Here is a 12,829-nt window from a genome sequence, read left to right as displayed (position 1 = left end):
TAAGCAGGTATCTTGAATGATACATAGATTCGGCCGGGCCAAGCATTTTGCCTTGTCGGGTTTCAGTTTCATGGATGTTTTATTTATTTAATCGGAGAAAACAAATGCCAAAAATGAAAAGTCATAGCGGCGCCGGTAAACGGTTTAAAAGAACCGGTAACGGTAATTTTAAATGCAATCAGTCGCACAGACGTCATATCCTGACGAAAAAATCGACTAAAAGAAAAAGACAGTTGCGTAAAGCGGCGACTCTTCATGCTTCAGATGCGCCAATGGTTGCGCGTTTGTTGCCTTACAGTTAATTTTTAGTGTAAAGAGAAGAGATTATGCCTAGAGTAAAACGCGGCGTCACCGCCAGAGCAAGACATAAAAAAATCCTAAAGCAAGCGAAAGGCTATTACGGCGCCAGAAGTCGGGTCTATCGCGTTGCTAAACAAGCGGTAATCAAGGCGGGTCAATATGCCTACCGCGACCGTAAGCAAAGAAAACGTCAATTCCGCGCCCTGTGGATTGTGCGAATCAATGCGGCTTCCCGTTTGTGCGGGACTTCCTACAGTCGCTTGATCAATGGCTTGAACAAAGCCAATGTCGCCATCGATCGTAAAGTCCTGGCTGACCTTGCCGTGCGCGACATGGATGCTTTCGCCGAAATCGCCGAAATCGCCAAAGCGAATCAAAGCCAACCGTAAGGAAATTGACGAGCATAACCGCCAACCGGTTATGCTCGCGCACTCCCTTCTCGGCTGAGCAAGGCGCGTTTGACAAAAATAACGAATCGTTATTTTTTTCCATATTCCCCCCTCCCACTTAACAACCATAGTGAGCTGAGCTGTGTCGGCTAACATCGAAGAAATTCTTAAGCAGGCCTTAAGTGAGCTTGCACAAGCAAAAGATCTCAATCAACTCGACCAAGTGCGGGTTAATTACCTGGGTAAGAAAGGCGCTTTCACCCTGCAAATGAAAGAGCTCGGTAAGTTGGATCCGGCACAACGCCGGGAAGCCGGGCAGATCATCAATCAGGCCAAGGGGCAGTTTCAGCAAGCCTTGGAAGCCAGCAAACAGCAGATGCAGCAGGCGGCCTTAGAGGCCCGTCTAGCCAGCGAGGCGATCGACGTCAGCTTGCCTGGCAGAGGGCAAGATGTTTGCGGTTTGCATCCGGTGACGATCACGTTGAGACGCATCGCCGAGATCTTCGCCAGCGTCGGCTTCAGGGTCGAAGAGGGACCGGAAATCGAAGATGATTATCATAACTTCGAAGCGCTGAACATTCCGGCCCACCATCCGGCCAGGGCAATGCACGATACCTTCTACTTCGATGCCCACACCTTGTTGCGGACTCATACCTCGCCGGTACAGATCAGGGCCATGGAGGCGAATAAGCCGCCTTTGAAGGTGATCGCCCCCGGGCGCGTCTATCGTTGCGATTCCGATTTAACCCATACGCCGATGTTCCATCAGGTCGAGGGCTTTTTAGTCGATAACGACGTCAGCTTTGCCGATTTAAAAGGGGTGGTATTTGAGTTTTTGCGCGCGTTTTTCGAAAAAGACATACAGGTGCGTTTCCGGCCTTCATATTTTCCATTCACCGAGCCGTCCGCTGAGGTGGATATCGAATGCGTGATGTGCGACGGCGAAGGCTGTCGTGTCTGCGGACAGAGCGGTTGGTTGGAAGTGATGGGCTGCGGCATGATACACCCCGAAGTGTTCAAGGCCGTCGAGATCGACAACGATCAGTACAGCGGTTTCGCCTTCGGCATGGGGGTCGAGCGCCTGGCGATGCTGCGTTATGGCATCAACGATTTGCGTCTGTTTTTTGAAAATGATCTTAAATTTCTGGAACAATTTAATTAAGGAAGGGTTGAATCATGCAAATTAGTGAAGCTTGGTTAAGAGAACTGGTCAACCCTCCTGTCGATAGCGATCAATTAGTGGCGCAATTGACGATGGCTGGATTGGAAGTCGATTCGGTGGAACCGGCCGCCGCACAATTCAGCAAGGTCGTCGTGGCCCAGGTCGTGTCCTTGGAGCAACATTCGAATGCCGATAAGCTGAGAGTCTGTCAGGTCGATGTCGGCGAAGCCGAGCCGATTCAAATCGTCTGCGGGGCAAGCAATGTCAAAGCGGGCTCGAAATTCCCGGCTGCCTTGGTGGGCGCGGTATTGCCCGGCGATTTCAAGATTAAAAAATCGAAACTGCGCGGCGAGCTTTCCTTCGGCATGCTGTGTTCGGAAAAGGAGTTAGGATTGGCGGCCGATGCCGACGGTTTAATGGAATTGTCCGATTCCGCGCCGGTTGGCGCCGACATCCGAGAATACCTGGCTCTGGACGATACGATTATCGAGATCGATTTGACCCCGAACCGCGCCGATTGTCTCAGTGTAGAAGGCGTCGCCCGAGAAGTGTCGGTGCTGAACAAAACGCCTTGGACCGCGGTTGAATTTGCTCCCGTCGAAATCAGCCATCAGGAGCGCCTTGAGGTCAAGGTTGAGGCGCCGGAAGCCTGTCCGCGTTATCTGGGTAGACTGATTAAGAATGTCGACCCGCAGGCGGAAACGCCGATGTGGATGCAGGAGAAGCTGCGTCGTTCCGGTATCCGCAGCCTGGGGCCTTTGATCGATGTCACCAATTATGTGCTGTTAGAGCTGGGACAACCGCTGCATGCCTTCGATGCCGCCAAGTTGCATGGCGCCATCGTGGTCAGAAAAAGCCAGCAGGGCGAAGCGTTGAACCTGTTGAACGAGCAAACCATCAAGTTGGACGGCGAAGCGCTGGTGATTGCCGACCAACAGCAGGCCTTGGCCTTGGCCGGCGTCATGGGCGGCAACGATTCGGCGGTCGGTGATGATACCCAGGATATATTCCTGGAATGCGCCTACTTCAGCCCGATCAGTATCGCCGGAAAGGCTCGCCAGTTCGGCTTGCATACCGATTCTTCGCATCGTTTTGAACGCGGCGTCGATTTTACCTTGCAACAGCGCGCGATCGAGCGGGCGACTCAGTTGATCGTTGAAATCAGCGGCGGCAGCGTCGGGCCGATTATCGAAGTCAGCAGCGACGAACATTTGCCGCAACGCGAAGCGGTTAAATTGAGACGGCAGCGCATCGAAAAGATGTTGGGAATCGACATTGCCGAACAAGAAGTCAGCGCCATCTTTGAAGGTCTTGATATGCAGGTCGATGCGGTCGCCGATGGCTGGGAAATCACTCCGCCGGGTTGTCGTTTCGATATCGCCATCGAGGCCGATCTGATCGAGGAGATCGCTCGAATCTATGGCTATAACAATCTGCCAAATAGCAGCTTGCTGATGCGTTCTGAATTAGGCAAGGCGCCTGAAGCGGTGTTGCCGCAGGATAGAGCCAAGGATCTTTTGGTCGATCGCGGCTATCAGGAAGCCATTACCTATAGTTTCGTCGACGAGGAAATCCAGAGAATCATAGCGCCCGATGATGAATTCATTCGTTTGCAAAATCCGATTTCCTCCGAATTGTCGGTGATGCGCACGACCTTGTGGTGCGGTTTGCTCAATGCAGCCCTCTACAATACCAAGCGTCAACAAAGCCGGGTCCGGTTGTTTGAAAGCGGCTTAAGCTTTGTCAACAAAGCGGGCGAAACAGTGCAACAACCGATGCTGGCCGGTTTAGCCTTGGGCGGCGTCCATGCCGAACAGTGGGGCGAGAAAATCCGCAAGGTCGATTTCTTTGATGTCAAAGCAGATCTGGAAGCCTTGTTTTCATTGACCGGTTCCGTCATCTCTTATCAGGCGGAAAAGCATCCGGCCTTGCATCCTGGCCAGTCTGCGCGTCTGTATAATACGCGGGGCGACGCCATCGGCTGGTTGGGGATGTTGCATCCGACCCTGGAAAAACAATTGGGTTTCGATACCCAGGTTTTTCTGTTCGAACTGGATTTGAACAAAGTACTGGAAAAACAGATTCCGGTGTTTAAATCCATGTCCAGATTTCCATCGGTAAGACGTGATCTGGCGGTGATCGTCGAAGAAAACGTAAGCGCGGCCGATATCATCGCGAGTATCGAGAATTGCCAGGAACAGGCGATACAGGCTGTGCGTATTTTCGATGTTTATCGCGGTCAGGGTGTTGATCAAGGTTGTAAAAGCGTGGCGTTGAGCTTGGTATTACAAGATTTTTCACAAACACTCACAGATTCTGAAATTGATGCTATATTTAGCAGAGTGTTGCAGACTTTAACCACAGATTTAAGTGCAAAACTGAGGGACTGATTGAATGGCATTAACTAAAGCCGATTTTGCAGAAAGATTATTCGATGAACTAGGATTAAACAAACGTGAAGCCAAGGACATGGTGGAGCTGTTCTTTGAAGAGATTAAAGGATCTTTGGAAAGGGGGGAGCAGGTTAAAATTTCCGGTTTCGGTAAATTTGAATTGCGCGACAAAAGCAGTCGCCCCGGCAGGAATCCTAAAACAGGCGAAGAAATCCCCATTACTGCCCGGCGTGTGGTAACATTCAGATCAGGTCAGAAATTAAAAGCCAGAGTGGAATCCTATGCTGGAGCCCAGTAATAATAATGAATTGCCGGCGATACCGGCGAAACGCTATTTCACGATCGGAGAAGTCAGCGAACTCTGCGGCGTCAAGCCTCATGTGCTGCGATATTGGGAGCAGGAGTTCTCCGAGCTTAAACCGGTCAAGAGACGCGGCAACCGGCGTTATTATCAGCGCCACGACGTGTTGACGATACGCCAGATACGCTCGTTACTTTATGAGCAGGGTTATACGATTGGTGGTGCGCGGGCGCATCTTGCCAGTGACGGGGCCAAGGAAGATTCTACCCGCACCAAGCAGTTGATACACCAGATGATCGGCGAGCTGGAAGATATTCTGGAGCTGCTAAAGTAATTAACATTATGCGGGCAATGTGTTAACATATGCCCGTTTCATGTCTCGGGCCAAACTCTTGGCCCGTTCAAAGAAAACATCCGTTTGATTCAACTTCGGGGCGTAGCGCAGTTTGGTAGCGCACTATACTGGGGGTGTAGGGGTCGTGGGTTCGAATCCCGCCGTCCCGACCAAAAAAATATTTGGTTGTAGAAGTTGAAAAGTCCTAAAAATCGTTTTTGAGATGATTAAAAAACGATCCATATTGATTCTTATATCCCGAACTGAGGTTGTTATGAATGCTCACTATTCCAAAACACCAATAGTCGCACTGATAAGGTTAATATCGTTCGTTGACTTTCAATCTTGGTTTATATCCCCGCTTTCATTAGCAACAATGTCATATCGGCGATTGCATCTCGAGATAAACAATTAAAATATAGCGCAGCGCCTTGCCGGAGCCGACTAGCAGCAAAAAGTGCCATAAGCGGACTTTCATGATGCCGGCGATCAGCGTCAACGCATCGCCGCCGATTGGCATCCAGGCAAGCAGCAGGGACCAGAAGCCGTAACGTTGATACCAGTTTTGCGCTTGTTCGATTTGTTTCTTGCTGAAATAAAACCAGCGCCGGTCTTGGAAATGCAGTAGATAAAGGCCCATGAACCAGTTGACAACGGCTCCCAGGGTATTGCCAAGGGTGGCGGTCATCACCAGTGCGTAAGGATCTCCGCCTTCGCGCAACAAGGTAAACAAAATCACTTCTGAATAGAAGGGAAAAAAAGTCGCCGCTAGGAAGGCGGAGCCAAATAACAAGAGGTGGGATGAAATCATCGATAATTTTTCAGCAGTGATTGAAAGATTGAAAATTGCGACGGCATGTAGATTAGGTATTCCGGATGCCACTGTACGCCGATGATCCGGTTGTCCGAGAAGCCTTCCACTGCTTGGGTGATCAGGTCGAGATCACGGCCGACCGTGTTAAGCCCTACTCCCAATTTATTGATCGCTTGATGGTGCAGGCTATTGACTCTAATGTGTGTTTTCCCGCAGATCTGCGCCAGTTTTGAGCCGCCATCTATATGGACTTGCTTGGTCGGCAGCAGGCCGGGACGGTTATAGGTGCGTTTGCGTAACGGACGGATATCTTGATAGAGGGTGCCGCCTAATACCACATTGATCAATTGCGCGCCGCGGCAGATTCCCAGCAGCGGGATTTTGTTATCCAACGCCTTGTGGATCCATTCGATCTCCAAGCGGTCGCGCTTAGGGTCGAGTTTGACCTTGGCCTCGATATCGTGGTTGTAGTGTTCCGGACTGATATCGTTGCCGCCGCCGATGATCAGCGCATGCAATGGTTTTCCGCTGGGTTGGTGTTTTACACTGATCCGTTCCGGCACGGCGCCGGCCAGGCGCAGCGCCAGAGCGATGCACCACCAGCTAGGGGCCCAGCGCCGATCGTTGCCGGTTACGCCAACGCGTGGTCTTTTAGCCATCGGCCGATATACTCCACCCATTCTTTGCGGTTGACGCCGATCACCGGCCGCTCGGCCTGCAGAAAGTCCTGGCTGAGCTCATTGAGGTCGTCGCTCCGGGACGCTAATTGCTCCACGACCCACCAGGTATTCCAGGAAGCGGACAACGACCAGTCCGCCCGCTCGATATGGCAGTTCGGTAAACGATAATGGAAGGTGGGGCGGGCCTGAATCTTCGGATCATCGACGACGCGCAGCACCGCGTCACGGTCGATATGGGCCAGCAACGGCAATAAATCCAGTGCTCGGTTGCGGCTGGCGTTGTGTTCTAGATAATCGGCAAAAAGCTGTTCCATAGTCGGTTGCGGTGCGGATAAAAGCTTTTTGAGATAGGCTTCCGGATAAAGGTCGATGTAAGGACTCATCTTTCGGGTGACATCGACGTCATGGGCATCGACCAACCACCATTGGAGAACGGCGAACGCTCGTAAGTAAGTAAATAGTGTTTCGGCATCCTGACGCGGAATTTCCGGATTGATATGAACGCCGTAAGCCGCCAGCAATGATTCCTCGGTGCCGACGGCGCCGGCCTTGCGTAAGTCATCGACCATCGGTGTCAACGCTTCAAGCTCGCCGACCGGAATCGGAGGACAGGCGATTTCGACGGGAACCAGCAGGTTCGCTGCTTGGCTCAGTAAATTGACCCAGTCGCCGTTTTGTTGTGAGTGCTCATTTTCTTCGGCGGTGCGCTTCAGATAATTCCAATCCAACTCGATAGTAAAGTCCCCCAATGCATCGACGTGCAGCACCGACTCGGCTACGGACAGCTGTTCCAATTTTCCTCCTAATGATTTGCGGAGCGCCACGCCGGTTTGTTCGAGGCTGAGCCCGGAAAATTCTAATTCGAATCCCACCAGTCTAGGGCTGCCGTCATCTTTAACGGCGATCGCTGGAGAGTTAAAAGAATTTGTTTGATTCGACATAAAGACCTTTAGCTAGCTTACTGTTCATCGGGCTGAGTTGGAAGTCTCGGCCGCTTTCACAATCATGCTCAGATTCGAATGGTAAAAGAGGATCGTGAGCATGATCATAAAAGCGCGTTCTTAAAAAAATAGTGCGGCTGATTATTTGAACCTGGAAATCGCCGAATCGACGGCCGAATGCAGCGAAGTCCAGGCCATTTCGACACCTGACTTGATGTCTTCCCAGGCCTCGTCGCTGGCGGCTTCCAGGGTCTTAAGCTTGGCCGCGGCCTCGTCACGCTCTTCCTTCAGGGCTTCGATTTGTTGCTGGTATTCGATCTGCAGGTCGGCTTGCGCCGCTTCCGCCCTGGCTTCCAGTCTGTCGATGTCGGCATTCCATTCGTCGAGTTTTGCTTTCATTTTTTTCACATAATCGCTTCGGTTACTCATTTCGCTCTCCTGATAGAAAAATCATAGCCAGACCAAAACTCGGCCTGACAGTAGGTGCATGAATCGAGCGGATGCCCGTGCATGCGAATGACGGGGAAAAAATATGCAGATCGAGCAATGTTTGCGACGAAGCTTGCTATCAACACCTTCGGCTTAAACAAAAGTGTTAGCAGGAAAACCCAGCTTCGTTGATCGAAGTCGTGTTTCTGGTTTGTCGTGACTCTGAAAGCTCAATCCGGATAGTTAATCAAAGTAGGCTAATACTGATTTTCCAAGTTATCGCATGATCATCAATAACTAACCAAAGCAGGCGTCTGAGTGGTTTTATGAAAATTCATTTCCTTCAGCATATATCTGGGTTAAAGTAATATTCATATGTTACTCCCAGCATGGCGGAGTTTGTCAAGTGAGAGTTTGGGGTTGAAAAGATGAAGGAGAGGCAGTCGGCACAAAATGAGGGTCTGCTTGCGCAAACACCGCTGTGGGAATTCGTCAGGCTGACCGATTACCGTCAGCCCAGCGCCACCGGCGCCAGCGCGGCGCGGTTAAAATGGGCCTCGTTCAAGCGGTTTTCTTTGCGTTTCGAAGCGGAAGATTTGGCGCCATTGAAAGAGGAAAGCGAGTTGCAGTCCTTATCCAAGGTAGGCCTTGCTCATTTGGTGGCGGAGATCGATTGGGATAAGGTGGCGCAGGCGTTTGATGCGGCGCTGGGTGACTGGAGGAAGACATTGCCGGCCGATAGTCCGGTCAAGTTCGTCGTCGGGCCACCATTTACCGGTCACGGCGAAATGCTGGGGAAATGGGCGGCGAGGCATGGTCTTTGTCGTGTCGATGCGCCCGATGTCGAACAAATCCTAGGGGCTCATCAAGGTTGGTTAATGGGCTGGCCACAGCCAGATCGCCAGTGGGTGTTGCCGCATCTTGAACATTGTTATCTGCGTCACGCCAACGGTCTGGGTTTGGTTCGGCAGCTGTTAGAAAGGGCGGTCGCCGGCGAATTGGGGCATGGGATCATAGGCTGTGACAGTTGGGCCTGGGCATATCTGCAGCATGTCTGGCCGATTCCTCAGTGGGATGTGCTGACTCTGCAAGGATTCGATGGCGCTCGTCTGGCGCGCTTGTTTTTTCAATTAGCGGCTGGCGCGGAGCGCGAGCAACTGTGCTTCAAAAATGCCCGTACCGGGAAAATCGTGCTGGCCGAACCGGATGACGAAGATCATGAAATCAGCCCTGAATTGAGTCAGCTGGCCGCCTATTGCCGGGGAAATTTCGGGCTTGCCAGAAACTACTGGCGGGAAAGGTTGAGAGCGGAGCCGGAACAGGAAGAAGACCAGGCCGAGGATGACGAGGAAAAAAGACCGTTATTGGGCGCCCGGGAGCAGTGCATCTGGGTATCCGATGTGCCGCAGGAACCGGTATTGCCGGTCGAAAAAGAGGAGGACATGGCTTTTATCATGCATGTGTTGTTGCTGCACAACGGGCTGCCGGCATCGATACTGCCCGAGCTGCTGCCCTTGCCTTTTCACCGCATCATGTCTTTGCTATTGCGCTTGAGGGCGCTGGGCATCGTCGTTTCGCACAATGATGTCTGGCGGATATCGGCAATGGGCTATACCAGCGCCCGGGAGTATTTGCGCGCCCGCGACTATAGTCTGGATGGTTTCTGAAGGGGGGATAACATGGAAAAGCGTCAATTAGAGCAAATCTTTAAAGCGCCGGACAGCGGTACGATACTGGAGTTGATCCTGATCGTGATCGGGGCGGCCTTGCTGATCATGGCGACGCAAAAACTACTGCCCTGGATCGCTAACCGCTTACACGGCAAGCCACGCTTCTTCCTGTTAGCAATGGTGCCCTTATTGCGTCTGATTTTCATCGTAATGGCGATTCTGTTGGCCGTACCTCGGGTGATCGAGCCGTCCTTGCAGAACATGGTTGCGGTGTTCGGTTCTCTCGGCTTGGCTCTTGGTTTTGCGTTGAAGGATTATGCCGGCAGCCTCATCGCCGGGGTGGTTGCGGTCGGCGAAAGGCCTTACCGTAACGGCGATTGGATCGAGATCAATGGCAATTATGGTGAAGTCACCCACGTCGGCATACGCACGGTACAGATCGTCACTCCCGACGATACGGTAGTGTGTATTCCTCATCTGAAACTTTGGAATCAAGCCGTATCAAATGCCAATAATGGTACGCCCAAGCTGCAATGCGTGGCCGATTTTTATCTTCATCCTCATCACGATGCCGCGAGGGTCAAAGATTTGTTGCAGGATGTGGGCCTGACCAGTCCCTATCTTCGTTATAATGAACCTGTCTTGGTCATCGCTCAGGAAAAGCCCTGGGGCAGTCATTACCAGTTGAAGGCCTATCCGATCGATCCGCGCCAACAGTTTCGCTTCGTCACCGACCTGACCGTCAGAGGTAAGGAATGCTTGCTTGCGCAGGGCGTCGGCTTTATCTCGGCGCCGGTTACCGCAGATCGGAGCTCTGGGTCAGAGAGTGTATAGAAATCACCCTGGGTCATTGATCGGCGCTATTCACCGTCAGTTTTACGCTGTTTTCATTCAGTTTGATTGTCAGTGATCGATTGCTGTCGATCTGGAAGGCGGTCATATCCTTCCACTGCGAATTATCCAGGTCGCGAAACGCTGCCAGCACCGCGATAAAGCGGGTATTAGGTTTGATTTCGAGCCGATGTTGATAGTTTTCGTCGGGCTTGACTTCCAACTCGATCCTGCTGAGCAAATCATTGCCGAGCAGCGCTTGGTCGTTTTCGTACAAGGCGAAGAAACCGCTATTATCGAATTTCGCCGTCTCAGCCAGTTGATAGACTCGGGTCACGATCGGCGATGCGCGGCCATCGATGGCGGGATTCAGATTGGCATCGGCAATGACGGTTAGGTTGGCAAAAATGGCTTCCCGTTCGACATCGCCGGATGTCGAACAAGCGGTCAGTAACGAGAGTAATACAAGGTGAAGGCCGGTTAATAAATATTTAGAGAGATATTTGCGGGTCACTTTTGTTCCTTAAAGCTGTAAAATTTTTGCTTACAGTCTATTCTGTAATAGTATAAATAGCATAGCACTGATAATAAGAACTCTTGTAGCTATTCAGTATCTTTCAGGGTTTAGGGAGTAGACCATTGATTTCTCGGGACGCGTTCACCCAGCACCTAAATAAACGACGATTATAAATCATTGTCAATAGTCTATGGTATTTAGGTGCTGGGTGAATACTTCCATGGCAGCTAACGGCATTCTGCCTCACGCGGCACTTGCACTTCCCTGTGCGGCGTAAGCTCAGACTGCAACGTCTGACCGCCAGGGAGGGTGGGAATGCCACACCGGTCGGGAACCGGTGAGGTAGACCGCCAGGGAGGGTGGGAATGCCACACCGGTCGGGAACCGGTGAGGTAGACCGCCAGGGACGATGGAAATGCAGATTTTGCAGGTAGAAAATTGCTCCTGCATTTTCTACATTTCCGCCTTCCTTGGCGGTCAGAGCAAAAATCTGCCTGTTGCAGACAGCCCGATAAATCAATAGCCTACTCCCACTGATAAAAATATGCTGAAATAATTACGAACTCTTTTCATTAGATTGTATCTGGACGGTTTTTTAGCCAATGACCATCGCAATCAACTGACGGCTGTTAACCGTAAGCCTATACCAACATACGCCATAAAATATATGCCTGTTTCTTTAAAAATTGTGGCCTTCAAGGGGCAGCCTTATGAAAATGGTGAAGCTGTCATCATAGATAGAGAAGGCGGAACCATCGGGCGTCAAGATTCATGCGATTTGTTTCTTCCCGATACCGAAAAAATCATTTCCAGACATCACGCGAAGATCGGTTTTGAAAATGATGCCTTCATGCTTTCGGATACGAGTTTAGGAGGAACTTTTATCGATGAAAATCCGGCGCCGATCAAGCAAACATCGATCAAACTGGTTGACGGCATGATTTTAGGCATTGGTGAATATCAGATTCAAGTTAGTCTGTTGCCAGATAGCGCCGGTGCTGATGAAGGGGGGGGCGCAGGGCCTTTTGCGGAACCGGATACCAGTCCTTTTGCCGAGGATGACGACCTGTTAAATTTGTCTGCGGAAGCTGAGCCGTCCGCTGAGATGCCGGCGGAAAGCCCGTTTGCAGAGCAGATGGAAAATCCTTTTTTAAGCGAACAACAGGATGATTTCAGTCCCGATTATGAAAAGCACGATCAATTTTCCTCGTTGCATGATAGCTACATAGCGCCGGAACCGACCGGGGAAAAACATGCCAATGATGAAATTCCCGAAGACTTCAATTTCGAAGAACTTTTTAATCTAGAGCCGCAATCTTCGAATAATCAGCCAGCCGCTCCGGCAATCGAGCCTCAACAACAGGATAATGCCTTGCTGGACCAGCAAGCGCCACCCATTGCCGACGAATCGTTGCGCCCCGCTGAACCTGAGTTGGTTAAACCTTCTCCCGCGCCATCCGTTAGCGGGGCGGCCGAAGGCGCTGCGCCGAATCTCTATCAAGCCTTCTTAGCAGGGGCCGGGCTGGATCAGGCCGATATACGGCCCGCCCAACAGGATGACAAAATGCGGCGCATCGGCTCGATGTTTCGGCAGTTTGTCGAAAGCACCGTCGCCGTGTTGAGAAGCCGGGCGGAATTCAAGAGTCTGTTCAGGGTGACAGTGACGACGATCAAGAAGGCCGACAACAATCCCTTGAAGTTTTCCGTGACTACCGATGAAGCGTTGCAGCATTTGCTCAATGACGGCAAAGGCGGTTTTATGGATTCGGTCGATGCGATTGATGAAGGATTCCAGGACATGCTGAATCATCAAATGGCGATGCAGGCCGGCATCCAGGCCTCTTTATCGGAAATTCTCAGACAATTTGAGCCGGACAGGATCGAGAAACAATATGAAGAAGGTCTGGTGCTGAATAAAAAGGCCAAATGCTGGGAGAAATATTGTGACGTCTATGCTCAATTGGCCGAGCAGGCGGTTGAAGATTTCTATGGCGATGCATTTGCTGAGGCTTATGAACAGCAAATGAAACAAATTAGAGCCGTCAATCCAAAAAAATAATCAAGAGAA

The 12,829-nt window shown here is 51.3% G+C and carries 14 protein-coding genes and 1 tRNA gene; 10 read left to right on the top strand and 5 right to left on the bottom strand.

Annotated features, from left to right (window positions below; translation table 11 throughout):
* The first annotated feature begins 104 nt into the window (after positions 1-104).
* The 7 genes from rpmI (at position 105) to Q9L42_RS16470 (ending at position 5,052) form a co-directional block, all read left to right on the top strand.
* Positions 105-302 (top strand): 50S ribosomal protein L35, encoded by a 198-nt coding sequence (rpmI, locus tag Q9L42_RS16500; protein WP_305907323.1) that lies wholly within the window; start codon positions 105-107, stop codon positions 300-302.
* A gap of 24 nt (positions 303-326) precedes the next feature.
* On the top strand, positions 327-689 hold the full coding sequence (gene rplT / locus Q9L42_RS16495) for a 50S ribosomal protein L20 (protein WP_305907324.1): 363 nt from the start codon (positions 327-329) through the stop codon (positions 687-689).
* Positions 690-831: 142 nt separating this feature from the next.
* Positions 832-1,851, top strand: a complete 1,020-nt coding sequence (pheS, locus tag Q9L42_RS16490) for a phenylalanine--tRNA ligase subunit alpha (protein WP_305907325.1) — start codon at positions 832-834, stop codon at positions 1,849-1,851.
* A 14-nt stretch (positions 1,852-1,865) separates the two neighbouring features.
* On the top strand, positions 1,866-4,241 hold the full coding sequence (pheT, locus tag Q9L42_RS16485; protein WP_305907326.1) for a phenylalanine--tRNA ligase subunit beta: 2,376 nt from the start codon (positions 1,866-1,868) through the stop codon (positions 4,239-4,241).
* Between the two features lie 4 nt (positions 4,242-4,245).
* A complete protein-coding gene (gene ihfA, locus Q9L42_RS16480; protein WP_349431432.1) occupies positions 4,246-4,542 on the top strand; it encodes an integration host factor subunit alpha in 297 nt (98 codons plus the stop codon).
* Complete coding sequence (locus Q9L42_RS16475; protein ID WP_305907327.1) at positions 4,526-4,879, top strand: MerR family transcriptional regulator; 354 nt, start codon at positions 4,526-4,528, stop codon at positions 4,877-4,879. Before ihfA ends, Q9L42_RS16475 begins: the two co-directional genes overlap by 17 nt.
* 96 nt (positions 4,880-4,975) lie before the next feature.
* Positions 4,976-5,052 (top strand) — tRNA-Pro (locus Q9L42_RS16470).
* Between the two features lie 206 nt (positions 5,053-5,258).
* Here the strand turns inward: Q9L42_RS16470 and Q9L42_RS16465 are convergent.
* The 4 genes from Q9L42_RS16465 to Q9L42_RS16450 all read right to left on the bottom strand — a co-directional run bounded on the left by Q9L42_RS16465 (position 5,259) and on the right by Q9L42_RS16450 (position 7,743).
* On the bottom strand, positions 5,259-5,690 hold the full coding sequence (locus Q9L42_RS16465; protein WP_349431430.1) for a YqaA family protein: 432 nt from the start codon (positions 5,688-5,690) through the stop codon (positions 5,259-5,261).
* A complete protein-coding gene (locus Q9L42_RS16460; RefSeq protein WP_305907329.1) occupies positions 5,687-6,352 on the bottom strand; it encodes a gamma-glutamyl-gamma-aminobutyrate hydrolase family protein in 666 nt (221 codons plus the stop codon). The genes Q9L42_RS16465 and Q9L42_RS16460 overlap by 4 nt, the downstream gene beginning before the upstream one ends.
* On the bottom strand, positions 6,325-7,314 hold the full coding sequence (locus tag Q9L42_RS16455) for an amidoligase family protein (protein ID WP_349431429.1): 990 nt from the start codon (positions 7,312-7,314) through the stop codon (positions 6,325-6,327). The genes Q9L42_RS16460 and Q9L42_RS16455 overlap by 28 nt, the downstream gene beginning before the upstream one ends.
* A 141-nt stretch (positions 7,315-7,455) precedes the next feature.
* Positions 7,456-7,743, bottom strand: coding sequence for a hypothetical protein (locus Q9L42_RS16450; RefSeq protein WP_305907331.1), 288 nt, complete (start codon positions 7,741-7,743; stop codon positions 7,456-7,458).
* A gap of 428 nt (positions 7,744-8,171) precedes the next feature.
* On the opposite strand from Q9L42_RS16450, the gene Q9L42_RS16445 reads away from it, so the two are divergent.
* Together Q9L42_RS16445 and Q9L42_RS16440 are read left to right on the top strand one after the other, a co-directional pair.
* A complete protein-coding gene (locus tag Q9L42_RS16445) occupies positions 8,172-9,410 on the top strand; it encodes a hypothetical protein (RefSeq protein WP_305907332.1) in 1,239 nt (412 codons plus the stop codon).
* A gap of 12 nt (positions 9,411-9,422) precedes the next feature.
* Positions 9,423-10,247: a mechanosensitive ion channel family protein gene (locus tag Q9L42_RS16440; RefSeq protein ID WP_305907333.1), complete on the top strand. Its 825-nt coding sequence runs from the start codon at positions 9,423-9,425 to the stop codon at positions 10,245-10,247.
* A gap of 13 nt (positions 10,248-10,260) precedes the next feature.
* Here Q9L42_RS16440 and tssJ read toward each other — a convergent pair whose 3' ends face one another.
* Positions 10,261-10,758, bottom strand: coding sequence for a type VI secretion system lipoprotein TssJ (gene tssJ / locus Q9L42_RS16435; RefSeq protein WP_305907334.1), 498 nt, complete (start codon positions 10,756-10,758; stop codon positions 10,261-10,263).
* A 670-nt stretch (positions 10,759-11,428) separates the two neighbouring features.
* On the opposite strand from tssJ, the gene tagH reads away from it, so the two are divergent.
* Positions 11,429-12,820: a type VI secretion system-associated FHA domain protein TagH gene (gene tagH / locus Q9L42_RS16430; protein WP_349431428.1), complete on the top strand. Its 1,392-nt coding sequence runs from the start codon at positions 11,429-11,431 to the stop codon at positions 12,818-12,820.
* The last annotated feature ends 9 nt before the right edge of the window (positions 12,821-12,829 follow it).

The organism is Methylomarinum sp. Ch1-1, from assembly GCF_030717995.2.
GTDB lineage: Bacteria > Pseudomonadota > Gammaproteobacteria > Methylococcales > Methylomonadaceae > Methylomarinum > Methylomarinum roseum.
This window is presented reverse-complemented; position numbering and strand designations above follow the sequence as displayed.

Coding starts and splice junctions, on each gene's coding strand:
- rpmI (WP_305907323.1), top strand. CDS start 105: ATGCCAAAAATGAAAAGTCATAGCGGCGCCGGTAAACGGTTTAAAAGA.
- rplT (WP_305907324.1), top strand. CDS start 327: ATGCCTAGAGTAAAACGCGGCGTCACCGCCAGAGCAAGACATAAAAAA.
- pheT (WP_305907326.1), top strand. CDS start 1,866: ATGCAAATTAGTGAAGCTTGGTTAAGAGAACTGGTCAACCCTCCTGTC.
- ihfA (WP_349431432.1), top strand. CDS start 4,246: ATGGCATTAACTAAAGCCGATTTTGCAGAAAGATTATTCGATGAACTA.
- Q9L42_RS16475 (WP_305907327.1), top strand. CDS start 4,526: ATGCTGGAGCCCAGTAATAATAATGAATTGCCGGCGATACCGGCGAAA.
- Q9L42_RS16465 (WP_349431430.1), bottom strand. CDS start 5,690: ATGATTTCATCCCACCTCTTGTTATTTGGCTCCGCCTTCCTAGCGGCG.
- Q9L42_RS16460 (WP_305907329.1), bottom strand. CDS start 6,352: ATGGCTAAAAGACCACGCGTTGGCGTAACCGGCAACGATCGGCGCTGG.
- Q9L42_RS16455 (WP_349431429.1), bottom strand. CDS start 7,314: ATGTCGAATCAAACAAATTCTTTTAACTCTCCAGCGATCGCCGTTAAA.
- Q9L42_RS16450 (WP_305907331.1), bottom strand. CDS start 7,743: ATGAGTAACCGAAGCGATTATGTGAAAAAAATGAAAGCAAAACTCGAC.
- Q9L42_RS16445 (WP_305907332.1), top strand. CDS start 8,172: ATGAAGGAGAGGCAGTCGGCACAAAATGAGGGTCTGCTTGCGCAAACA.
- Q9L42_RS16440 (WP_305907333.1), top strand. CDS start 9,423: ATGGAAAAGCGTCAATTAGAGCAAATCTTTAAAGCGCCGGACAGCGGT.
- tagH (WP_349431428.1), top strand. CDS start 11,429: ATGCCTGTTTCTTTAAAAATTGTGGCCTTCAAGGGGCAGCCTTATGAA.